19 protein-coding genes are annotated in these 23,249 nt (G+C 37.7%); 7 read left to right on the forward strand and 12 right to left on the reverse strand.

Annotated elements, in window-relative coordinates:
• Window positions 1-17: 17 nt before the first annotated feature.
• Entirely contained in the window at window positions 18-2,198 is a 2,181-nt protein-coding gene (locus D9780_RS11750) for a DNA topoisomerase III (RefSeq protein ID WP_121640204.1), read from the reverse strand.
• Between the two features lie 353 nt (window positions 2,199-2,551).
• Here D9780_RS11750 and ytaF point away from each other — a divergent pair, with 353 nt between their 5' ends.
• Window positions 2,552-3,169 (forward strand): sporulation membrane protein YtaF, encoded by a 618-nt coding sequence (gene ytaF / locus D9780_RS11755; protein WP_073007779.1) that lies wholly within the window; start codon window positions 2,552-2,554, stop codon window positions 3,167-3,169.
• A 389-nt stretch (window positions 3,170-3,558) separates the two neighbouring features.
• Here the strand turns inward: ytaF and D9780_RS11760 are convergent, their stop codons facing one another.
• Window positions 3,559-4,350 carry an SDR family oxidoreductase gene (locus D9780_RS11760; RefSeq protein ID WP_121640205.1) on the reverse strand — a complete coding sequence of 264 codons (792 nt, stop codon included), beginning with the start codon at window positions 4,348-4,350 and terminating at the stop codon, window positions 3,559-3,561.
• Window positions 4,351-5,105: 755 nt separating this feature from the next.
• Here D9780_RS11760 and D9780_RS11765 point away from each other — a divergent pair.
• Window positions 5,106-5,969, forward strand: coding sequence for a CvfB family protein (locus tag D9780_RS11765; protein WP_121640206.1), 864 nt, complete (start codon window positions 5,106-5,108; stop codon window positions 5,967-5,969).
• Between the two features lie 97 nt (window positions 5,970-6,066).
• Here the strand turns inward: D9780_RS11765 and D9780_RS11770 are convergent, their stop codons facing one another.
• Together D9780_RS11770 and D9780_RS11775 are read right to left on the reverse strand one after the other, a co-directional pair.
• Window positions 6,067-6,351, reverse strand: a complete 285-nt coding sequence (locus tag D9780_RS11770; protein WP_073012880.1) for a hypothetical protein — start codon at window positions 6,349-6,351, stop codon at window positions 6,067-6,069.
• 201 nt (window positions 6,352-6,552) lie between these two features.
• Window positions 6,553-7,902, reverse strand: coding sequence for an ISLre2 family transposase (locus D9780_RS11775; RefSeq protein WP_240458673.1), 1,350 nt, complete (start codon window positions 7,900-7,902; stop codon window positions 6,553-6,555).
• 502 nt (window positions 7,903-8,404) lie between these two features.
• On the opposite strand from D9780_RS11775, the gene D9780_RS11780 reads away from it, so the two are divergent.
• A complete protein-coding gene (locus D9780_RS11780; protein WP_121640207.1) occupies window positions 8,405-9,193 on the forward strand; it encodes an HAD family hydrolase in 789 nt (262 codons plus the stop codon).
• Between the two features lie 216 nt (window positions 9,194-9,409).
• Here the strand turns inward: D9780_RS11780 and D9780_RS11785 are convergent, their stop codons facing one another.
• The 3 genes from D9780_RS11785 to D9780_RS11795 form a co-directional block, all read right to left on the reverse strand.
• Entirely contained in the window at window positions 9,410-9,937 is a 528-nt protein-coding gene (locus tag D9780_RS11785) for a chromate transporter (RefSeq protein WP_121641484.1), read from the reverse strand.
• Window positions 9,937-10,515, reverse strand: coding sequence for a chromate transporter (locus tag D9780_RS11790; protein WP_121640208.1), 579 nt, complete (start codon window positions 10,513-10,515; stop codon window positions 9,937-9,939). The genes D9780_RS11785 and D9780_RS11790 overlap by 1 nt, the downstream gene beginning before the upstream one ends.
• A gap of 224 nt (window positions 10,516-10,739) precedes the next feature.
• Window positions 10,740-12,353, reverse strand: coding sequence for a gamma-glutamyltransferase family protein (locus D9780_RS11795; protein ID WP_121640209.1), 1,614 nt, complete (start codon window positions 12,351-12,353; stop codon window positions 10,740-10,742).
• A gap of 472 nt (window positions 12,354-12,825) precedes the next feature.
• Here D9780_RS11795 and D9780_RS11800 point away from each other — a divergent pair, with 472 nt between their 5' ends.
• The 4 genes from D9780_RS11800 to D9780_RS11815 all read left to right on the forward strand — a co-directional run bounded on the left by D9780_RS11800 (window position 12,826) and on the right by D9780_RS11815 (window position 18,170).
• Complete coding sequence (locus D9780_RS11800) at window positions 12,826-13,275, forward strand: Lrp/AsnC family transcriptional regulator (RefSeq protein ID WP_121640210.1); 450 nt, start codon at window positions 12,826-12,828, stop codon at window positions 13,273-13,275.
• Window positions 13,276-13,445: 170 nt separating this feature from the next.
• Window positions 13,446-15,191 carry a LytS/YhcK type 5TM receptor domain-containing protein gene (locus tag D9780_RS11805; protein WP_121640211.1) on the forward strand — a complete coding sequence of 582 codons (1,746 nt, stop codon included), beginning with the start codon at window positions 13,446-13,448 and terminating at the stop codon, window positions 15,189-15,191.
• Between the two features lie 267 nt (window positions 15,192-15,458).
• Complete coding sequence (locus tag D9780_RS11810; protein WP_121640212.1) at window positions 15,459-16,187, forward strand: LytR/AlgR family response regulator transcription factor; 729 nt, start codon at window positions 15,459-15,461, stop codon at window positions 16,185-16,187.
• 528 nt (window positions 16,188-16,715) lie between these two features.
• On the forward strand, window positions 16,716-18,170 hold the full coding sequence (locus D9780_RS11815) for a carbon starvation CstA family protein (protein ID WP_121640213.1): 1,455 nt from the start codon (window positions 16,716-16,718) through the stop codon (window positions 18,168-18,170).
• Window positions 18,171-18,321: 151 nt separating this feature from the next.
• On the opposite strand, the gene dhaM is transcribed toward D9780_RS11815, so the two are convergent.
• The 5 genes from dhaM to D9780_RS11840 form a co-directional block, all read right to left on the reverse strand.
• Complete coding sequence (gene dhaM / locus D9780_RS11820; protein WP_073012906.1) at window positions 18,322-18,702, reverse strand: dihydroxyacetone kinase phosphoryl donor subunit DhaM; 381 nt, start codon at window positions 18,700-18,702, stop codon at window positions 18,322-18,324.
• The gene (gene dhaL, locus D9780_RS11825; protein ID WP_121640214.1) at window positions 18,699-19,325 is read right to left on the reverse strand and encodes a dihydroxyacetone kinase subunit DhaL; all 627 of its coding nucleotides are present in this window, start codon (window positions 19,323-19,325) and stop codon (window positions 18,699-18,701) included. Before dhaL ends, dhaM begins: the two co-directional genes overlap by 4 nt.
• A 12-nt stretch (window positions 19,326-19,337) precedes the next feature.
• The gene (gene dhaK / locus D9780_RS11830) at window positions 19,338-20,333 is read right to left on the reverse strand and encodes a dihydroxyacetone kinase subunit DhaK (protein WP_121640215.1); all 996 of its coding nucleotides are present in this window, start codon (window positions 20,331-20,333) and stop codon (window positions 19,338-19,340) included.
• A 526-nt stretch (window positions 20,334-20,859) separates the two neighbouring features.
• Window positions 20,860-22,356 (reverse strand): glycerol kinase GlpK, encoded by a 1,497-nt coding sequence (gene glpK, locus D9780_RS11835; RefSeq protein ID WP_121640216.1) that lies wholly within the window; start codon window positions 22,354-22,356, stop codon window positions 20,860-20,862.
• A gap of 10 nt (window positions 22,357-22,366) precedes the next feature.
• Window positions 22,367-23,200, reverse strand: a complete 834-nt coding sequence (locus D9780_RS11840) for an MIP/aquaporin family protein (protein ID WP_073012917.1) — start codon at window positions 23,198-23,200, stop codon at window positions 22,367-22,369.
• Between the last annotated feature and the right edge of the window lie 49 nt (window positions 23,201-23,249).

Below are 23,249 nucleotides of genomic sequence, written 5' to 3' on the forward strand. Positions count from 1 at the left end.
AAGGTTTTATACTTCGTTTATTTCTTCAAGTTTAGTTTTGCCAGTTGTTCTGCTAAAGCGTTATTAGCAAATCCATCATCATCCTGCTTTTTCAAGTATTTATTAACTTCTTTTCTCGAAACATTATGCTTTTTCTCCCGTTCTTTTCTTGTCTGGAACGTAGATAATTTTTCTCTATGTCCACATTTACAAGTGAAGATTTGCCCTTCTCCTTCTCCACGAAGTTCCAGACGTTTATGGCAGTTAGGGCAACGAGCATTTGTCTGCTTGGCAATATTCTTTCTATGCCCACATGAGCGATCTTGACAGACTAACATTCTCCCTTTTTTATTGGATATTTCCAGCATGAGTTTTCCACAATCTGGACATTTTGTTCCTGTCATATTGTCATGTTTGAATTTTTCCTGACTGGATTTAATTTGCCGAACAACTTGTTTTGTGTAGCCTTTAATTTCAGAAATAAACTGCTCTTTCTTCGCTTTTCCTTCTGCAATTTGACTAAGTTTTTGCTCCCATTCGGCTGTCAATGCCGGGGAACGTAAATCTTCTGGTACGAATTCAAGCAGTTGTTTGCCAGTTGAAGTTAAATAGATATACTTTCCTTTCAACTCCATGTACATGTTATGAAATAATTTTTCAATAATATCTGCGCGTGTGGCGACCGTACCAATCCCACCCGTATCTTTTAACGTATGGGCTACCTTTGTATCATACGTATTCATGTAACGAACAGGGTTCTCCATTGCTTGTAATAATGTACCTTCTGTGAATCGTTCTGGTGGTTTCGTCTCTCCTTGTGTTAACGTATAACGAACAGGGTGAAGTTGCTGTCCCTTTTCTATAGTCGGTAATTGTTGTTCATCTTCTTCTATATCATCCGAGAAGTTGCGCTGATATAATTCCTTCCAGCCTTGTTTCTTAACCATTTTCCCTCGTGCAACAAACTTTTCACCCTTTGCTTCAGCGGTAATTGTCGTTTGTTCATATTCATGAGGATCTGATAAAACTGCCAAAAACCGCTTTACAACTAAATCATAAATTTTTCGTTCTTTATCATCAAGATCCGAAAGCATAACAGATTGTTCGGTAGGAATAATCGCATGGTGATCTGTTACCTTCGCATTATTTACAACTGATTTTGGTAATTTTAAATCTTTACGCAAAATCTTGTTAGCATGACGAGCGTAAGCATCTACGCCACACGCTTTTACGCGATCTTTTAATGTAGAAACGATATCTGTTGAAATTACACGTGAATCTGTTCTAGGATAGGTCAATACTTTATGCTGTTCGTATAGTTTTTGCATAATAGACAATGTTTGCTTACCAGAAAATTGGAACATTCGGTTAGCATCACGTTGTAATTCTGTTAAATCATACAATTGTGGTGCAGATTTTTTCTTATAATTTTTCTCAACATGCACAATTTGTAGCGCTTCATTGGTTATTTTCTGAATTATTTTTTCAGCTGTTTGTTTAGAGAAAAGTCGTTTATTATTTTTTTCATCTTGCCAAAGAAGCGAAAACCCTTTATTCGTTTTTGCTTCTATTCCATAGTATGTTTTCGGTTGAAACGTTTTTATTTCCTTTTCTCTTGAGGCTACCATCGCTAAGGTTGGTGTTTGCACACGACCAGTGGATAGTTGGGCATTAAATTTTGTCGTTAAAGCTCTTGTAGCGTTAAGACCAACATACCAATCCGCTTCAGATCTTGCGACGGCTGAAGCATATAGATTTTCGAATTGTTTCCCCGGTTTTAACTGTTTAAATCCATCTTTAATTGCCTTATCCGTTACAGAAGAAATCCATAGACGCTTAACAGGTTTTTTCACATTTGCTTTTTCCAACACCCAGCGAGCTACTAACTCTCCTTCTCTTCCAGCATCTGTAGCAATAACAATTTCATGAACATCTTTTCGATGAAGTTGTGTTTTTACAGTTTGAAATTGTTTCCCTGTTTTTTTAATTACCGTCAATTTTAATTCTTTCGGCAGCATCGGAAGGTCTTCTAATTTCCATGTTTTATATTTTGCTTCATAAGCCTCCGGATCTGCTAACGTCACAAGATGCCCTAGCGCCCATGTGACGATATATTTTGAACCTTCCATAAAACCATTCCCTTTTTTATTGCATTGCAATACACGGGCAATGTCCCGTCCTACAGAAGGCTTTTCTGCTAATACTACTATTTTACTCATATTTAAAATCCTCTCTAACGTTACCTATTTTTCATCATAACATAAAAGCTAGTTTCTTTGACACTCCGACCCTTAAAGGCATAGGCTTCGAAAAAATGTGTACTTGCACAGCTAGTGAGGAGAAAAGTTATTCGTCTTAGAAAAACTTGATTTATCTCCAAATTTTTATGAAGAAAGCCTAATTTTTGCTTAACCTATAAATCCTAAAATTTTTATACTCACTTGTAGCGTAAGCAAAATATGCAGTGAATATAAAGCATATGATTTATCACGAGGCATGCAGAAGTTGGATACGCACAACAAATAACATCGTACATACAATATTTTTAGAACAATGCAAAGGAATTGATGCTATGCTATTTTATACAGGGTTAATTCTATTAGTAATTGCGGTAAGTTTAGACAGCTTTAGTGCAGGAGTTGTTTATGGTATGCGTAACATTCGTGTTCCTTTTAATGCTCTTTTCATTATTATGGTATGTTCTGGAGTTATCGTATTTGTATCTATGACTATTGGTAGTATGTTTCTTACTGTCCTTACACCAGACATTGCCAGTATGCTCGGAGGAAGTATCTTAATTGTATTAGGTTGCTTTGCCTTTATTAACTGTTTACGTTCAAAATCGGGCACGTCGAATCAAAACCAGAAGCGGAAACAAAATATCTTAACAACTGTTTTATCTACACCTGATAAAGCTGACTTGGATCGTTCTGGTATCATTTCACCAAGTGAAGCGATATTGCTTGGCTTCGCTTTAGCTCTAGATGCATTCGGCGCGGGGATCGGTGCATCTATGCTAGGATATGCCCCTATTGTAACCGCTTTGTTAATTGCTTGCATGAGTGGCGCTTTCTTATACCTAGGTTTAACAGCAGGCAGAATACTAACGAAAAATAGGCATATGCAACGACTCACCTTTCTCCCCCCGCTATTACTCATTACACTTGGCATAACAAATTTAGTTCATTAACTTTAAGATGATTGTCAAAAGCAGATGATTTATTTAAACACTGTCGTTATGATAATTAATGGATTCATCCGTTACGGAAAATATATGTCACTTTTACACGAGTGGCGGGTGACCCAGTTCGTTCTAACGCATTGTTGGGTCTCACCGCCACCTATAGAAGTCTACCTATGTGTTCACATTGCCAATTACCTCTGAGGTTGATAAAACTAAGCCGTCACACTGTAGCTTGTCTTTGTAAATCCAAACTTAGGTGTACTTGTAAATGGGATCCATACATGTACTTTTTCACTTGGATAACAATGACCTGATTGACTTCGTAAATTTTAATTCAGCTTTCCTTTCGCAGTTCAAACAGTCTAGTTTGCGTGTAGAGACGTCATTTATTTTATCTACAATGCTTTTACAAGACCACCATCTACGATTAAAGCTTGACCTGTAATATACGTATTTGCTCCGGAAGCTAAAAATACAATTGCTTTAGCAAATTCCTCTGGCTTACCATAGCGCTTCATGGGAATATTTTGTTCAGCTTTAGCCATGATATCTTCTGGCGATATTTCCAACTTCTCTGCCTTTTTCTTATTTAAATCAAGCACCCGATCTGTTTTCACAGAACCTGGACCCACCGTATTAATTAATATATTGTCTTCACTTAGTTCTTGAGCTAACGTTTTGGAAAGACCAACTATACCTGGTCGCATTGTATTGGATAAAACTAGATTATCTAGTGCTTGCTTAATTGAAGAGGAAGCAATATTGACAATCTTCCCGCCTCCATGCTGTTTCATATGCGGAACTACTTCACGAATTGTTCTTACAAAACTAAGTAAATTTAATTCAAATGCATGATACCAGCTTTCATCATCCATGTCGAGAAAACTTCCTGCTGGCGGACCTCCAGCATTATTAATGAGAACATCTATCTTCCCTTCTCTTTCTACAATAGAGAGAATCATTTGCTTAATTGCATCCGCATCTTTCATATTGCATACGTAGTATTCCACGTTTGGATTAGCCGTAGCTTCTTTTATTTCTTTTACAGCCTTCTTTAAGTTTTCTTCATTTCGGCTACTAATAAACACAGTTGCTCCTTCTTTTGCAAACTCTGTAGCAATTGCATTTCCTAACCCTTTACTTCCAGCAGTAACTAACACGGTTTTGTGTTGTAATTGCATATCCATTAATCATGCTCCTTTTTATGATGGCTTTTAAGTATTAATCCTAATTTCCCCACAACAATGGGTTACTTATACAAGTTTTCCTCTTTCACTACACGAAGATGCTGTTTGTATAAAAACAAGCTACAAAATGTCTAAATTATAGTATACCTAATATGAAGCTACTTTTCCTCTTCTGGATCATATAAAAAATCATTTTTCTTAGAGTCATCATTGACAAAACAACATTACTATGATAATATTTTTTAATTGTAATGAAGTGGCATATAAGCATTGGCATTCTACTATGTTTTTGACCATGCTTATTCACACTGGCGCGACTTCGGGGTCGCAAGGACGTAAGAGCAGGTAGGGCTTACGTTGCTTAAGTTAGAGAACATCCAGTGGAAAGATTACCGCGGTTATAGATGAAATTAGCATGTATCATATTTTAAATGAGTGACGTAATAGTTGTTTAGAATTGGCTTCCATGAGCACATTGCTTCAACTATCGCATCTTTTAGTTGGATAGTTACCTTCGTACGTAACATCTGATGACTATTCAAACGTACTGAAACTAATGATGAATTTCTCACTCGATTCCTATCGAGTTATTATAAGACTTATGTGTTACTTTGTAATATAAGGGGTACTCTAAGATGGGTACCCCTTTTCCAATACATATCACAATAACTTGCCTTATGGCAAATCTTTACGGCGAAGCTAATACGATAAAACCCTACAAATTTATATTATAGTGGAAAAAAGGAGTTAAAATGATGCATCATTTAACTGGAACTATTCAGAACTTGCTAGTTGAAAGAATGATTGATACTGGTTATGTATTAAGCTACAAGCAGAATGAGGTTTTATTACATCATCAAGAAACAAACAAGGATTTAACGCCTGGGGAAGAAATAGAAGTATTTTTATATACAGATAAAAAAGGGAAGGTTGTAGCTTCAACACAACTTCCTCACATACAAATGGATAGCTATGGATGGACGACTGTCAAAGAAGTAATACCTAATCTTGGCGTATTCGTGGATATTGGAACAACAAAAGAAATACTTGTTTCTAAAGATGACCTCCCTCTATACGAAAACGTATGGCCACAAATTGATGATTGCTTATATGTAACGTTGGGACGAGATAAAAAAGGAAGGTTACTTGCTTTTCCTGCTACAGAATCCGTAATTTTACAAGACATAGAATCTGCTCCAGAAGAATTATGGAATACTCCTATCTCTGGTACAGTGTATTTCACTAGCAAAGAAGGTTCAGCAATAATTACACCTGAACATTACCGAGGTTTTATTCATTACACCGAACGCAAGCAAGAACCTCGATTAGGACAGCTTGTTACAGGAAGGGTAATTGAAGTAAAGACCGATGGAACGTTAAATATCTCCCTTCGTCCAAAGAAAAAAGAAAGCATGGAGGAAGATGCAAAACAAATTTTAGACCATCTTCAAGCAAATAATGGCTCTATTCCATTTGATGACAAAAGTGACCCAGAAGATATACGAGCTACTTTTCACATTAGTAAGGCAGCTTTTAAACGGGCACTCGGCAGGCTAATGAAGGAGCACAAAGTTGAACAACGTAATGGCTACACTTATTTGGCCCAAAAAGAAGTATAGATAACCTTGCTTTACGGTGAAAGCTACACACTAAACCCTAAGAACATACTTTTCTTTGTATAAACAAAAAAGAGCGAAAAAATATCGCTCTTTTTTGTTACGCTTTTACATTTGCATACGTGTCAGTTAACGCTGTAATAATGAGGCCAATCGCTGCAGCAAATAATGATGCAATGCCCCATCCCCCTAAACCAGCGCCCATGATTTCTACTTTTCCGATTACGGAAGCTAACATAAGAAAAACCAACCCAGCTAGCCCTATTAAGATACCTGGGAAGTAACCTGTATAGCTTTCCTTTGATGTCGCTTTTAGTAGTATCAGACTAACTGCAACTACTGCAACTACTAATATTGCACCAATTGTAAGCACCGATTGAAACATTTCTCTCACCTCATACATAAATAGCTTCTGAATATAGTCTACAATTGAACAGATATAAAGTCAATAAGTCTAACTCTTTGATTGAGTCAAGTACTTGTGGGAGATTTTTTAAAGTCCCTTATTTTGCATGGTTTTAGATTCAGTTTTTGGTAGCGATTTCAGTCCTTCCTTCCTTTATTCTTTAAAGCTTTTTTGCTTTTTTTAAATGCCTCGCAACCCTTTTAAAGCAGCCGTAACTGGTTTCCCAAGAGCCCCTTTTAAATAACCCAAGTTGTTCCGGGTTGCTTCTGCAGCGCTGTCCTTCAATTTCTCTACAAAGTGTTTAGGTGGCTTCTCTTTCTTGCTTTTTTCTGCTATTTCCATTGTCGGTTCAAGCATACCTTGTAGTGTCTTAATCTCAAGATTATCTTTTAGGGCAACCATAATGTCGATAAATTTATCAAGTCCGTTTTCACACCAGCTGCGCCCATTTTTAAGGCGTCTGGCGAACACGCTCATCGTTCCTTCTGCACTTCCCATGGGGCGAAATCCTGTGGTGTCTATACCTTTGCCTCTCAGCTTCTCACGGTAGTCTCCAAGTGCTTCCGGATATTGAGAAAGCTGGGCTATTAACTCTTCCAACCGTTCTTCCTTCTTTTCATTTTCAAGCGTACCAACTGCACTATTCAACTCCACCATAAAGCCTTCCCAGTCATAGTTTGCCAGTTTTTTTCGAATGGCTCGATATCTTGGATGTTTCCTAAATAACCGTTGTACATCACGGGCAACATGAAAGCGATCAATGACAAAGGTGGCATTGCTTCGGAAATAGTCGCGGCAGGACGTGATCCACTTTGCCCCGTCCCCGTTTATAACGAGATGGTGTTTGGTCGGATCATACTCGTATGTAGCCATTAAATATTGCTCAAACTCTTCCCAGAACGGCAGCTTTCCTTCATGAATAAAATGTCTTTTTTCTATCAGTTTTGCCCGCTTCCCATTCATTTCCCAGCCCTGATGTACACTGGCAATTTTAATTTCCCTGCCTTTTTTATTTTTTTCTTGACTTTTCGTATAAAGCCCGTCCACTTCCACGAACACGACATCCTGCTCAAGCGGGACAGACTTCTCTGGCACAACCTCCGTATTCAACAACTGCTGGCGTATGCCTTCATGACTAATCACAGGGTAACCTAAAAGCTTTTCCATTGCTCGACTAGCCTGACGGTAAGAAACACCTGTAACAGCCAATTCAATCGCCAAATCCTGCACCACCGGACTCATCCCCTTGGTGCCGTCAAAAGCTAAATATTGATCCAATAAAAATACATAGTTCCCCGTTTCTCTATCTTGATAATAATTCCTTTTCAACTCGACCTGCCCGAAGACAGATTCAAATTTCAACGTTCTCTTATCCTTTAAATAAAACCTTTTCTTATCCCTTGTTGTTGCAATGGTTTCATCTAATTCCTGAAGCGTTTGTGACATCACCCCTGAAAAACTTTCCTGTAATGCACGGTATGTAATTTGTTCTAACTCTTTCATTGTGATTGTAGATATGGTATCTTTCAATGGAGGGCCTCCTTCTATAGTTGGTGTTGTCGTAAACTTAACTATACAAAAGAAGGTCCTTTTTTTCATCTAAAACGACAGTAGAACTATCGCGCTTCGCTTGCTGGCCCCGTCATAGGTGTTGAACTCTTCCGACTTCAACACCTATGACGGGGGTGTATGTTCTCCCATAAACATTTTACTCTAACAACTCTTTTTTAGAATGCGTTTCCATATAATGGACGTCTTCAATTAGTCAAGTTTTTTCTAACACAATTAACGCAAGTTACATCTTTTATATTACAAGAGTAGTTTCGTTTTCATTCTAATAAGTAAAATTTATGAATGAAAATAAAAAGCTTATGGAACAATTATATTAACAGCATCTTAAAATATTTCCCAAAATACTGTGTACATACTATTTTCAGTACCAGGCTTATGTATCGTTGACAAATAATATAATCATTTCAATAATAGATAGGATGATACCTTTAAAAATTCATAAAGGAGAAATGAACCGATCATGACATACAAAACGCTATTCTTGGATATTGATGGAACTATTTTAACCCCAAATCATACTTACACTGCCTGTACAAAAGATGCAATTAAACAAGTACAGCAACAAGGTATACTCGTCTTTATTTGTACCGGAAGACCGTTACATGAAGTAAAAGAATTAGGTGAGGAATTGGGTGTAGAAGGATACATAGGCTACAATGGGGCTTATGCAATTTATGAAAACCACATACTTGTTAATACACCAATAGATAAACGGGTATTAGAACAGTTTTTAGCTTTAGCACAGCAAAATCACCATGAATTAGTTTGTTATACAAAAGATAAAAACTATTACACTTCTCTGTCACATCCTGCCATCAAGAATTTTGTAGACGTTTTTCAACTTAGAAACAACCAACTTTTAACTACAGATGTACACGATCAAATTCTAGGTTCCTCTATAATTAATGTCTTACCAAGTCAAGTACAAGCTTATGAAGAATTAGATGCAGACATCTACTTATCAGAAGTAACCGTAAATAATATATCAAATTGCTATGATATCATTCGTCAACAAGTTAATAAGGGAGAAGCAATAAAAAGCGTGCTGCAACATTTAGATGTAGAGCCACGTCAAGCAATCGCTTTTGGTGATGGAATGAATGATAAGGAAATGTTACAAGTTGTAGGAGAAGGATTCGCGATGGAAAACAGTAACCCTGGGCTATTTGCTTATGCTAAGCACAGAACTACTTCTGTAGAAGAATCAGGTATATACAATGGGCTTAAACAGCTGCAACTTGTCCGATAGAAGGAAGTTTTCTTATCTTATAACAAAACCCTTCGTTGTGCTTAAAGATAAAGTGAATCTTCCATAGAAAGTTTAGGTACTGTTAGCTCCCACTTTCGTTTCATCCTGCAAAACAGCAGCCACCAGTTCTTGAAGTGGGAGGCTTACAGCGCCTTATACTGACGCTAACGCTCTGTCCATCATACATAGCTTGCAACACAAACGCATGCTATGCTTTTATAACAAAAAGCCTCCATAAACCAATGCACCACCAATAACAAATGCGGGATGCAATTTAAATTTTTCCATTAATAGATAACTAATTACGCTCAACAGTGCTGTTTGGAGCAAACCTATGTTAACGTAAGATTCACTAAAAAATCGCCAAGCCATACCACCAAGCAAGATACCGATAACTGGTCTAACATATAAGGTCATCCGTTTTACTTTCGGAGAGTCTTTATATTTATATAGAATGCTTAATAAAATAATAACCAAAATCAAGGAAGGCGCTACAGTTGCAAACACTCCAACAAATGCACCCAGCGGTCCACCTACTTCATATCCTATATAACCTGCCATTTTTGTAGCAATAGGGCCGGGTAACGAATTGCCAAGTGCTAAAACTTCACTAAACTGTTGAACATCCATCCAACCGTAACGAGAGACGACCTCATTTTCGACAAGTGGTATAGAAGCAGGACCTCCACCGTAGCCTAAAATCCCTGGAATAAAGAAAGCCAGAAATATCTCCCAGTATATCATCATGAATCACCTTCTCTTTCCGACAGGTGCGTTTTCTCTTTTTTACGATCTTTTTTTACAATCGCTAAGAATAATAAAACTCCAATAAGAATACCAGGATGGATGTTGAAGAATTCTAATAGGACAAAAACGACAACGAGCATAGCTCCTGTTGGAACCCACCCCATACCTTTTCCTGCTTTCTGAATGAATTGCCAGGTTAATACTGCAAGCATTACTCCAACTACCGGAATTACAGCTGCTGTCATCCCTTGTACCCAATCATAACCTTTAATAGATGAAAGGGAAGATAGTAATAAAATCATGAAAAAAATCGTAGGCAAAATCGTTGCAAGTACAGCATTTATGGTTCCTAAAACACCAGAAACACGATATCCAATATATCCCGCTAGTTTCGTTGCGATTGGTCCAGGTAATGTATTGCCAAGTGCTAATAAATCACCAAATTCTTCATCACTCATCCACTTATATTTATCGACCACTTCTTTATGAACAAGCGGAATAGAGCTAGGGCCACCGCCATAACCTAATATACCTACTCTGAAAAAAGCTACAAAAATATTCCATTGTAATTTCATAAGTCACGTACCTTTTTGTAAAATTAACCTCCGACTCATACAACCAGCTAAACTATATGATGAAAAGGTTGAAATATCTTACGGAATCAATCATCGCTTACTAACCGCTAGGTAAACGAATAAGAACTTTGAGTGCTGTTAGTAGTTTGCTCCCCATTCTTGAAGCGAAGTCTTACAGCAATTTAAATTAGTATAAAATGAACCCATGTTTTTCTACCTCTGTTTTACCAAGCAGCTATCGTTCCATCCGTCCTCGATTCTGTACCACCAATTAACACACCAGTGTCTGGGTTCCTCCAAATAATTTGCCCTCTTCCAAAGTTATTTGGTTCTAGCTGTACTTGAATACGATGTCCTTTTTCTGCTAACTCCAAAGCAATATGATGTGGAAAACGATCTTCGACTTCAACTTGCTTATCTTTTATCCACTGCCACCGTGGTGCATCTAGTGCGACTTGTGGGTTCATTTGAAAATCAAGCGTATTCATAATCACTTGCACATGGCCTTGCGGTTGCATAAAACCTCCCATCACCCCAAATGGTCCTACAGGCTGATTATCTTTAGTCATAAAACCAGGTATAATAGTGTGATAGGTTCTTTTCCCACCTGCAAGAGCATTTACATGGGAAGGATCCATCGAAAAATTGTGACCTCTATTTTGCAAAGCAATCCCTGTGCCAGGAACTACAATACCAGAGCCAAATCCCATATAATTGCTTTGTATAAATGATACCATATTCCCTTCCTGATCGGCAGTAGCTAAATAAACAGTACCGCTTAGAGCAGGCTCTCCAGCTTCTGGTTGTAGTGCATGACCTCCTATTAACCCTCTCCGGATCGCCCCGTATTCTTCACTTAGCAACTCACTTACTGAATACCTCATATATGATGGTTCAGATACATGTTTCTGTCCATCTGCAAATGCTAGTTTTATAGCTTCGATTTGTTTATGATATGTTTCAACATGATCTTTCTCTTCAAAATGAAATCCTTTTAAAATGTTCAATGCTTGAAGAGCAATAATCCCTTGACCGTTCGGTGGTATTTCCCAAATAGAGTAACCTCGGTATTTCACATGGATCGGTTTCACCCATTCCGGATAATAGCTAGCTAAATCATCATTTGTTAGAAAACCACCAGTTTGCTTAGAGAATTGATGAATACGCTCTGCTAATTCTCCACGATAAAAAGACTCCCCGTAGCTATCTGCTATTTCCTGTAATGTCGTTCCATGGTTTGGTGCGTACCATATTTCACCTGCTGCAGGTGCTTTTCCTTTAGGTGCAAAAGTTGTAAACCATTCTTTAAATAAATCATCTGTCAGTTTCCGTGTATAAACTTGATAGGCGTTGTTCCAAAACCTACTTAATATTGGCGAAACCGGAAACCCTTCATATGCATAATGAATTGCAGGTTTTAAAACTTCTTGCAACGAAAGCTTACCAAACTTTTTAGATAACTCTGCCCAAGCACTTGGAGCTCCAGGAACAGTGACTGGAACCCATCCATATTCTGGGATATCCTTATAACCCAACTCCTTGACAGCATCCACGGAGATATGTTGAGGTGATTTTCCACTTGCATTTAAACCGTGTAACTTCCCTTTTGTCCATACTAATGCAAACGCATCTCCTCCAATACCATTCGATGTCGGTTCAACTACAGTTAGACATGCCGCAGTTGCAATAGCAGCATCAATCGCATTGCCTCCTTGTTTTAATATTTCAAGCCCTGCTTGTGCGGCTAACGGCTGCGAAGTTGCTACCATTCCTTTTTTTGCATATGCAGCTTGACGTGGGACAGCATAAGGATAAGTTTGCCTTTGAAAAAATTCCATAAGGTTTGACTCCTTTTTCATAAATGTTTTTAATCTTGCTAAATCGATAAGAAATGAAGTTTCATCCAGGGTATAAGGTACACTAAAACCCCACATCAAGAAATGAAAGAGGTGAGCTGGACAAATCTAAGAGAAGGATAGCAGTTTGAAACTTATTCCTAAGATCTTGAGGTAATATCATCAAGGTGCTGAACGATCAGCGAAAAGATTCACTTTATACGAATGGAGCAATTTTACTTTTTTTAAAATTATTTAAATAATAATAAACAATAATTCCGTTGTCAAGCCAATTACATTCATTAATAAACTTTTTAACTATAATTACAAACATAAAAGGTGTAAATCATAATAATAACTTTCATTTCGTTACATCTATCACTATATATAGGAACTCATTACACAACGTAATTTTCTTACGTTGCTATTTTTGTTAAAATAAATAGGAATACAAAAAATGAGTAGGAGCTATGATATGAAATTGGATCATATAGATAAAAAATTACTAGAAGCTTTAACCGAAGATGGTAGGTTATCGTACGTTGAATTAGCAGAAAAAGTCGGTCTATCACGAGTAGCCGTAAAAGACCGCATTCAAAACCTAAAAGATAAAGGAGTTATTGAAAAATTTTCGGTTGTTATTAACTCCGAAAAATTTGGCAAGCAAGTCTCAGCTTTTTTTGAAGTAGATGTAGAACCTATGCAATTACAAGAAGTTGCTCAAAATTTAGCTGATAATTCTCAAGTAGCAAGCATCTATCAAATGACTGGTCCTAGTACATTACATATGCATGTACTAGTTGAAGATTTCCAAAAATTAGAAACTTTTATCAATGAAGAATTATACTCTGTAAGCGGTATTACTCGTGTAGAAAGTTCGATTATTTTAAAGCGTTTTAAAAGCCGAACTGGATTGAAACTGTAGTTTTGCTTATTATATCCTATAGTATAAAAAGAAGTTCACCTTTCACATCCAAAACTTAGGGAAAATCAAAACCACCTAAAAAGCAGTAAAATCACATCACCACCATTGCTTAAGCTTACAGTTATTTGTGAAATTTCCAACATATCGTTACAAATGAAAAGAGGGACTGCATGTTTGACCTACTAGTTATGATGTTAGAGCGACTCGGTATTATTGTCATGATCGCTTTTTTACTTACACGTCTACAATTTTTTCGCAATATGATTTCACAACATACATTAAGTCAAAGCCAACAATATAAGGCTATGCTTTTCTTTGGCTTATTTGGCATTATTGGTACATACACAGGATTAATTTTTAATACAGGTACTTCTGAAATTGAACGTTGGCGAATTGGGATTGAGCCAGATGAAGCAATTGCGAACTTTAGAGTTATCGGCGTCGTTGTAGCAGGACTTCTAGGTGGTTATAGAATTGGCATAGGCGCAGGAATTATTGCTGGTGTTCATCGTTTTCTACTAGGAGGCTATACGGCGTTAAGCTGTGGAATTGCTACCATTATTGCAGGTTTTTTCTCCGGATATTTTCACAAAAAACAAAGCCACCATTCATTACCAAAAGTATTTACAATTACCGCAACGGCAGAAATCATCCAAATGTTGCTTATTCTGCTTTTGGCAGGGTCATTTGAACAGAACATTCCTTTAGTAGAAGTTATTGGCTTGCCTATGGTAATTGCAAACGGTTTGGGCGGCGCTTTATTCATGCTCATTATTCAAATGGTCATTCAGGAAGAAGATAAAGTTGGCGCAGTTCAAGCGCAATTAACTTTGCGTATTGCTGATAAAACGCTTGCCCATTTAAGAAAAGGACTAAATGAACAAACGGCGCAAGCAGCCTGTAACATCCTTTATCAAGAGATGAACGCTATTGCTGTTTCCATGACGAATGATAAGGAAATTCTCGCTCATGTAGGGTTGGCTGATGATCATCACAAACAAGGAAATCAAATCCAAACACAAATTACAAGGGATACCATTCATTCTGGAGAATTAATCGTTGCTTCCGGACAACAAATCCATTGTAGCCATGATAATTGCCCGTTAAAAGCCGTCGTTGTCGCTCCATTAAAACAACGAGGAAAAACCATTGGCACGTTAAAATTTTACTATCATTCCAAAGAAGATATTAACCGTCTAGTAAGAGAGATGGTAAGCGGATTGGCAAAATTGCTAAGTAATCAATTAGAGATTGCCCGTGCCGAAGAAGCGTTGCAATTAGCAAAGGCATCGGAAATTAATGCGTTACAAGCACAAATCAGACCCCACTTTTTATTTAACACATTAAATACGATAACGTCTCTTGTACGAATTGACCCGATGAAAGCAAGAAAATTACTTGTATCGCTTTCCCACTTTTTACGGCAAAATTTAACTGTAACGACAGATCAAGAAGTTACCATCGATCAAGAATTAAAGCATGTACAAGCCTATTTAGATATTGAGCAAACACGTTTTCACGATCGCCTACACGTGGGGTATCACATTGATGACGATTGCTTAAAGGAAACAGTGCCTCCATTAATTTTGCAACCAATTGTTGAAAATGCAATGAAACACGGCTTAAAAGATAAAAAAGAAAACGCAAATATTATTATACAGATATATAATAAGAATAATGCTACACATATATCTGTTACAGATAACGGAAAAGGAATACCGAATAAAGAAATGGACCGTATTGGTCAAAAAGTGGTTCCATCTAAATCCGGTACAGGAATGGCTTTATATAATATTAATCGCAGACTAACCATGAAATTTGGCCCATCAGCGAAGTTAGTCATCACTAGCAAAATACATGAAGGAACATGCGTGCAATTTTCAATTCCAAGTACAAAGGCGCAAGCGTCCGGTTAGAAACGTAGCGAGTGGAACGAATCAACGAAAGTTTTAGGAATCATGCTCCCTGCAACAGAAGTATGCCGGTGCCCTCCGGCAAGCCTGTCTTTAGTCGGCCTTCCTATTTAGAACGAACCAATGATGACTTAGCTTAGGGCAATGGAGTGAAGTCGTCTAGTTTCTGGGTGCTGGAGCCGGACGTGGCTACTCGATTGTTTTGCGGTAACAAAGCGCCTCATTTTATAATTTCTGGACAATAAGAAATAGACAGACGGAGGAATAATTATGAATCGCATCATTAGAACTTTAATTGTAGATGATGAAAAATTAAATCGAGAAGAGCTTATTTATTTACTAAATGACTTCCCAAATATTGAAATTGTGGGACAAGCAAATTCTGGGGAAGCATGCATCATGGAAACAATGAAAAAGAAACCTGATCTTGTTTTTCTTGATGTAGAGATGCCTGAAATGGATGGAATGGAAACAGCTGCTTCACTAAAAGAACTTAAACACCCTCCATTATTAGTATTTGCTACAGCGTACCCTCAATTTGCTGTCCAAGCTTTTCGATATGAAGCCATTGACTATTTATTAAAGCCGTATGATGAAAAACATTTAGAACAAACGATTTCTAGAATTGAAAAAACGTTATTTCATGTAGAAGAAAAGGAACAAGAGGTTGCTAATAAATTGGGGATTGAAAATGAAGATGGTGTTATATATGTAGACCCTACTGAAATACTCTACTTGCAGAGCGTAGACAAACAAGTCAAAATCGTGACCAAATCTAAAATATTTTTTTCTAAAAAAACGTTAAAGGATTTAGAAAAAAGATTAAGCGCCTTTCGTTTTTTTCGCATTCATAAAAGTTATGTTATTAATCTTCATTATGTAAGCAAACTCACTCCATGGTTTAATGGCGCTTATAATTTACAGGTCTTCGGCAGAAATGAATCTTTACCAGTGAGTAGAAATTACGTAAAATCCTTACGCGAACAATTAGAACTTTAAACAATTTTATTTTTGTCACCTTCTCATAGAAAGTGAATCTTCAATCAGCAGGGAGAATTGTTTATAAACGCACAAGCGAAGGTAGATAGTAGCCGTTGCGAAAAATACTACGCTCTCGATGGATTTGCTCAGCGCCCTTGTTGGAAGAGCTTGGCTTGTCGCAAGTCTTATGGCGACAGCCTTTGTTTTTCTTATACTATAAAACAAAAAACCTTATACTTTCCGATAGTGAGAAAAAGCAGTTCGCTTTTTTCCTGCGGGATCTTACATTGCCTTACACTAAGGCATGTCTGACTATTACCAAACGTCTATATCTTCTTTATTATTCTTAACATAGTTTACTTGATTATACTATTTCCTCATCCTCCTCTTACGTATTTCCTAAACTGTTCATCTTTTTCACGTTAATCTAAAATCAAAACATGTTAGATAAGAAAACTTGCATGTTATCCAGAATTCTCCCTTTAAAAACGGTTTCATATTACATTAGGAGTGTAAACGAATTCAACGAGAAAGGGATGACGTGATATGTTTACATTTTTAGGAGGAATTATATTATTAATTGTAGGTTATTTCACATATGGTAAATTTATCGAAAGAGTTTTTGGAGTTCAACCAGACAGACCAACACCAGCCATTACGAAACAAGATGGCGTGGATTATTTGCCACTAAAACGGAATAAAAATGCCATGATAGAGTTAATTAGTATTGCAGGCGTCGGCCCCATTTTCGGGCCCATCATGGGCGCTTTATATGGACCAGTAGCATTTCTTTGGATCGTTATTGGCTGTATTTTTGCAGGAGCAGTGCACGATTATTTAACAGGAATGATTTCCATTCGTAATGGCGGAGCACATCTACCACAACTGGCTGGAAAGTTCTTAGGAAAATATATGAAACATATTGTTAACATATTTTCCGTTCTGCTTCTACTACTAGTCGGTACCGTTTTTGTTAGTTCGTCCGCTGGCCTAATTTTTGATTTAGTAAATGGATCGATTGCACTTGTGGCACTTATTGTCATTATCTTTGGATACTATATCCTATCCACGATGTTACCAATCGATAAATTAATTGGGAAGCTATTTCCGATATTTGGAGCATTTTTACTTATTGGAACATTAGCGTTAGGTATTAGCCTTGTTATCAATCAAGCACCAATTCCAGAAGTATCTTTAACCAATTTACACCCTGAAAATACACCCGTATTTCCGTTATTGTTTCTAGTTATTTCATGTGGTGCTTTATCTGGATTTCATGCAACACAATCACCTATTATTGCTAGAACGACAAAAAATGAAAAAGAAGCAAGAAGTGTCTTCTATGGCATGATGATCGTAGAAGGAATTATTGCAATGGTATGGGCCGCCGCAGCTATGAGTTTATTCGGAGGGACCGTTACTTTAAATGAACTCATTAACACCATCGGAACGGGTGGTATTGTAAGTGAAGTTGGCACAATGATGCTCGGCTCCATTTTGGGATCTGTTCTTGTATTATCGATTATTTTTCTTCCGCTTTCATCTGGTGATACGGCATTTCGCAGTGCACGCATGATCATTGCTGACTACTTTCATGTATCACAAAAGAAAATTACGAAACGTTTAATCATCGCTCTACCGTTATTTTCAATCTCTGTTATTTTAACCAATATGGATTTCACCTTGCTTTGGAGGTATTTCTCTTGGGCCAATCAATCTTTAGCGGTTATTGCATTATGGGTAGCCTCCATGTATTTATTTATTGCCAAAAAGAATTATTTCGTAGCCATGATTCCAGGCATTTTCATGACGTATGTAACGACAGCTTATATTCTCAATGCTCCAATTGGACTTAGAATACCAATGAATATAACATATATACTAAGCGCAATAATCACAATTGGAGTAATCGGCTTATTTTATAAATATGCACGGCAAAATGCAAGAAATGGAATGAAAATTGAAGAAAGCGTTGCTGGTTCTCCATCAAAAGCAGCTTAATAGTTTCATAAATGATTTTAGAACCCGTATTTCCAAATAATACGGGTTCTTTGTTAAACACAATTCATTTTTAAAATCCAACATATAAATTTTGAAATCAAAATATGCCCTCTTTACTTTACTAAGCAAGAGGGCTAAAAGAATATTTTATTTATTTTTCAGGGAAAGAACTGCGTACAGCTTCATAGACATCATCCACGTTTTTGCCCATACCCGATTCTACTGCGGCAACATATGCTCCTTCTACAATTGGCGCTTCGACTAATTTAATGTCTTCTTGGTCAGCTATTTCCATAGCCATTTCAGCATTCATTTTTGCACTACCAAGATCATAAAATAATAGTACGCCGCTTCCGCTATTTGCTTTTTCTATGGCACTGTTAATTTTTTCAATACTCGTACCTATCTCATTGTCCTCCGTTCCTCCAGCCACTTCAATAGGAACTTCTTTCATCACTTGACGAATCAATTCTTTAGCTCCTTCAGCAATTTTATGGCTATGAGAAATCAACACAATACCTACATAACTCATGCTTTACTATCTCCTTTCCACACTTCTGCTAGAGCTTCAAAAATAAAATAAGTAGAAGCTGAACCTGGATCTTGGTGTCCGATCGTTTTTTCTTTAAAATAGGCTGCTCGTCCTTTGGTTGCAGTCATTGCTTTAATTTTTTCAAGTGCAGCATCCGCGCTGGCCATGAGCCCAGCAGGTGTTGAATGCTCATTATCAGTAAAATAATGTGCGATTGATGCCCACATATCAACCATAGTTTTCTCGCCTTCTTCTGCTTTACCACGTTGTTTTAACCCATTTACTGCTTCATTTAATGCAGCGCCGAAACTAGTTTGGTCTACAAGTTCTTCTCCTTTTAGTTTCGTTGATAGTTTAAGGAAAGCAGTTCCAAATAAAGGGCCTGAAGCGCCGCCTACTTTCGACATTAACGTCATCGCCACATCTTTAAGAACTTCAGATACATTCGTATACGTAGCTTCTTCCAATTTTGTAGCAACTTCTTGAAAACCTCTAGCCATATTTATTCCGTGGTCACCATCTCCAATAGGCTGATCCAGAGCCGTTAATTCATCTTTGTTTGCTTGCATTTTTTCATTTGCTCGTTGCATCCATTGAACGGTATTCTTTACATTTAGTTGCATTTTTGTTTCCTCCTAATTGCGAAATGCAGGTGCTTCAGACGGAGCTTGTAGCAAAGATTTTAGTTCGTCATCTACCTTTAGCAAAGTAACTGAGCAACCCGCCATCTCCAATGATGTCATATATTCTCCTACAAATGTTTGAAATACTTCAATACCTTTATCTTTTAACAGGTTTTGCACCTTTTTATTAAGAATAAATAGTTCCATTTCCGGAGTAGCACCTAAACCATTAATCATTACCACTACTTCTTGTCCTTTTGGTATGTCTATATCGGTGAAAATTCGTTCTACTAATTCTGTAGCAATCTCATCAGCCGAAGCGATTTGCTTTCGTTCAATTCCTGGTTCTCCGTGGATACCTATTCCTATCTCCATTTCATTATCTTCTAACTGAAAACTTGGCTTTCCAGCGGCTGGGACAGTACCAGAAGTTAACGCCATACCCATGGATCGCACATTGGCTACAACCTTATCAGCAACACGCTTTACCTCTTGCAATGAGGCGCCACTTTCAGCCATAGCCCCAGCTATTTTATGAACGAGTACGGTACCAGCTATACCCCTTCTCCCCGTTGTAAACGAGCTATCTTCTACAGCAACATCATCATTTACAATTACTTTTTCTACTTGAATACCTTCTGCTTCAGCTAACTCTGCAGCCATTTCAAAGTTAAGTACATCCCCTGTATAGTTTTTAATGACGAGAAAGACGCCTTTTCCTCCATCTGCTGCTTTAATTCCTTCAAATACTTGGTCAGGCGTTGGTGATGTAAAAACTTCACCTGCAACCGCGCAATCTAACATACCTTTCCCAATATATCCCGCATGAGCTGGTTCATGACCGCTCCCCCCACCACTCACTAAACCAACTTTACCTTCTACAGGCGCATCTTTACGAGCGATGACAAGCGTCTCAGGAATTACTTTTAATTTGGACGGATAAGCAGCAACTAGACCTTGCACCATATCTTGTACAACTTCATTTGGATTATTAATAATTTTTTTCATTGCTTCATTCCTCCTTAACTCTATTGTAGTAAAATTTTTTTACACTTGGAAGGCTTTGGAATTTTTGTTTTCAACAATCTTGTGTATAAGTACTTCCCTTAAAGGCTATTACTCTTCGCTTTAGAAAAATTGGTTTGTCGCCAAGTCTTATGGCAAAAGTCTTTGTTTTTCTTATACTATAAACCCGAACAAAGGCTCGGGGCGCCCGGTTAGCAACGTAGCGACTGGAACGAAAGTTTTAGGAATTATGTTCCTGCAACAGGAGTATGCCGGCTCCCTCCGACAAGCCCGTCTCTTTAATCGGCCTTCCATTTAAAACGAACCGTTGATGACTTAGCTTAAGGAAATGGAGTGAAGTCGCCTAGTTGCTGGGCGCTTGCGCCGGACGGGGCCCATTCGATTATTTGGTTACGCCATAGCATCAATTTTATACTTTATTAAAAATTTTATGCTTTCTGTAGTGTAAAAAGAGGTCATGCTTATCTTTAAGATAGTCTTGACCTCCTTTTTTATACATGTTATACGATTATTTAAAAACTCTTGTCGCTTCTACAGCCTTTTGCCAGCCAGCATATAATTTTTCACGTTCTTGTTTGCCCATGTTTCCATGAAACGTTTTTTCTACTTCCCATTGACTGGCTATTTCATCTTTGTCTTTCCAATAACCTAACGCTAAACCAGCTAAATATGCAGAACCTAATGCTGTCGTTTCTTGAATGATAGGACGTTCAACAGGTACTTCACCTAAAATATCACTTTGAAATTGCATTAACAAATCATTTTTAACGGCTCCTCCATCCACACGTAACGTTTTTAAATCTAATTGTGAATCGGCAACCATGGCATTAATGACGTCTTTGGATTGATACGCTAAAGACTCCAATGTTGCACGTATGAAATGACTTTTTGTTGTTCCACGAGTTAGCCCAAATACAGCTCCTCTAGCATCACTATCCCAATAAGGTGTGCCTAAACCTACAAAGGCTGGGACCATATATACGCCATCCGTGTTTGGAACATTTTTGGCAAATAGCTCACTTTCCGGAGAATCTTCAATGAGTTTTAACCCATCTCGAAGCCATTGAATAGCAGAGCCAGCCACAAAGATACTGCCTTCTAATGCATACTCTACTTTACCGTCTACTGCACAAGCCAACGTAGTTAATAAGCCATGATCAGAAGCTACACCCTCTTCACCTGTGTGCATAAGCATAAAGCAACCTGTACCGTACGTGTTTTTTACCATTCCTTTTTCAAAGCACGCTTGCCCGAATAATGCTGCCTGCTGGTCTCCAGCGATACCTGCAATTGGGACTTCTTCACCAAAGAAATGATAGGATACCGTATATGCGTATATTTCTGATGATTGTTTCACTTCAGGTAACATGCTTTTCGGGATGGTTAAAATTTCTAATAATTCATCATCCCACTGGAGATCATAGATATTAAACATCAATGTACGAGACGCATTCGTATAATCGGTTATATGTGTGGTTCCAGCAGAGAATTTATAAACGAGCCAGCTATCAATCGTACCAAATAGTAAGTCTCCATTTTCCGCCTTTTCTCTTGCACCTTCTACGTTATCCAAAATCCATTTTACTTTTGTACCAGAAAAATAAGGATCAAGAAGCAATCCTGTTTTCTTTCTAAACAATTCATTGTGTCCAGCTTCTCTAAGTTCCTTACATATATTTTCTGTTTGACGAGATTGCCAAACAATGGCTCGATAAATTGGTTTGCCCGTTTTTTTATCCCAAACCACAGCCGTTTCACGTTGATTTGTTATTCCAATACCGGCAATTTGATTCGCTGCTAAATCAGCTTTACGTAATACATCTGCTATACAAGCTAATACGGATGTCCAAATTTCATTTGCATCATGTTCCACCCAACCTGGGTGAGGAAAAAATTGCTCAAACTCCCTTTGCGCCGTCTCGACAATCTCTCCCTTTTGATTAAAAATAATTGCACGAGAAGTAGTCGTACCTTGATCAATTGACAAAATATATTTATTTTCCATTATTATCCCCCTAAGCGCTATGATTATTTATTTTAGCAGAACGTTCTCCCTTCGTCTCCATGCTAACTGCCCCTATGATAAGTAATGCAATAACAACACTTAATATCCAGAAAACAGCAGTGAATTCACCGATAAATAGGGCATCGTAAAAAAATGCTCCATATATTCCTCCTACAATTGGACCTACGATCGGAACCCAAGCATAGCCCCAATCGGAAGAACCTTTCCCCGGAATCGGAAGTAAAGCATGAGCAATACGTGGTCCTAAGTCACGAGCAGGGTTAATAGCGTAACCCGTTGCCCCACCTAATGACATCCCTATTGCTATAATCAATACCCCAACTATAATCGGATTTAAACCTTCTGTAAATTCATTTGCTCCAATAAACAAAAGCCCTAAAACGAGCACAAATGTACCAACGATTTCACTCAATAAGTTTGCAAGCGGACTGCGAATTGCTGGTCCAGTAGCAAAAACACCTAGCTTCGTAGCTTGATCCTTTGTTTTTCTCCAATGGGGTAAATAATTAATAAAAACGACCGCCGCACCAATAATTGCCCCTATGATTTGTGCCGTTACATACATCGGTACTTTAGACCATGGGAATTCTCCAATAGAAGCGAAACCTATCGTAACAGCAGGGTTAATGTGTGCAGGAGAGTAATTCCCAACTGCATACACCCCAAATGCAACTGCCAACCCCCAGGCAATCGTAATAACGACCCACCCCGATCCTTCTGCTTTGGATGACTTTAAAGTCACACCACCAACAACACCACCACCAAGAATAATGAGAATCATCGTACCAATTAATTCAGCTAAAAATTCTGATTCAGCCACCATAACACCCCTTTGATTTAGACTACATTAATTATGGGCTTTAAATATAAAT

It is taken from the genome of Virgibacillus sp. Bac330 (genome assembly GCF_003667845.1).
Taxonomy (GTDB): domain Bacteria; phylum Bacillota; class Bacilli; order Bacillales; family Amphibacillaceae; genus Virgibacillus; species Virgibacillus chiguensis.

What these genes read in the sequence shown, in the direction of transcription:
- D9780_RS11750 (WP_121640204.1), bottom strand. Translation starts at nt 2,198, where the DNA reads ATGAGTAAAATAGTAGTATTAGCAGAAAAGCCTTCTGTAGGACGGGAC.
- ytaF (WP_073007779.1), top strand. Translation starts at nt 2,552, where the DNA reads ATGCTATTTTATACAGGGTTAATTCTATTAGTAATTGCGGTAAGTTTA.
- D9780_RS11760 (WP_121640205.1), bottom strand. Translation starts at nt 4,350, where the DNA reads ATGGATATGCAATTACAACACAAAACCGTGTTAGTTACTGCTGGAAGT.
- D9780_RS11765 (WP_121640206.1), top strand. Translation starts at nt 5,106, where the DNA reads ATGCATCATTTAACTGGAACTATTCAGAACTTGCTAGTTGAAAGAATG.
- D9780_RS11770 (WP_073012880.1), bottom strand. Translation starts at nt 6,351, where the DNA reads ATGTTTCAATCGGTGCTTACAATTGGTGCAATATTAGTAGTTGCAGTA.
- D9780_RS11780 (WP_121640207.1), top strand. Translation starts at nt 8,405, where the DNA reads ATGACATACAAAACGCTATTCTTGGATATTGATGGAACTATTTTAACC.
- D9780_RS11785 (WP_121641484.1), bottom strand. Translation starts at nt 9,937, where the DNA reads ATGATATACTGGGAGATATTTCTGGCTTTCTTTATTCCAGGGATTTTA.
- D9780_RS11790 (WP_121640208.1), bottom strand. Translation starts at nt 10,515, where the DNA reads ATGAAATTACAATGGAATATTTTTGTAGCTTTTTTCAGAGTAGGTATA.
- D9780_RS11795 (WP_121640209.1), bottom strand. Translation starts at nt 12,353, where the DNA reads ATGGAATTTTTTCAAAGGCAAACTTATCCTTATGCTGTCCCACGTCAA.
- D9780_RS11800 (WP_121640210.1), top strand. Translation starts at nt 12,826, where the DNA reads ATGAAATTGGATCATATAGATAAAAAATTACTAGAAGCTTTAACCGAA.
- D9780_RS11805 (WP_121640211.1), top strand. Translation starts at nt 13,446, where the DNA reads ATGTTTGACCTACTAGTTATGATGTTAGAGCGACTCGGTATTATTGTC.
- D9780_RS11810 (WP_121640212.1), top strand. Translation starts at nt 15,459, where the DNA reads ATGAATCGCATCATTAGAACTTTAATTGTAGATGATGAAAAATTAAAT.
- D9780_RS11815 (WP_121640213.1), top strand. Translation starts at nt 16,716, where the DNA reads ATGTTTACATTTTTAGGAGGAATTATATTATTAATTGTAGGTTATTTC.
- dhaM (WP_073012906.1), bottom strand. Translation starts at nt 18,702, where the DNA reads ATGAGTTATGTAGGTATTGTGTTGATTTCTCATAGCCATAAAATTGCT.
- dhaL (WP_121640214.1), bottom strand. Translation starts at nt 19,325, where the DNA reads ATGCAACTAAATGTAAAGAATACCGTTCAATGGATGCAACGAGCAAAT.
- dhaK (WP_121640215.1), bottom strand. Translation starts at nt 20,333, where the DNA reads ATGAAAAAAATTATTAATAATCCAAATGAAGTTGTACAAGATATGGTG.
- glpK (WP_121640216.1), bottom strand. Translation starts at nt 22,356, where the DNA reads ATGGAAAATAAATATATTTTGTCAATTGATCAAGGTACGACTACTTCT.
- D9780_RS11840 (WP_073012917.1), bottom strand. Translation starts at nt 23,200, where the DNA reads ATGGTGGCTGAATCAGAATTTTTAGCTGAATTAATTGGTACGATGATT.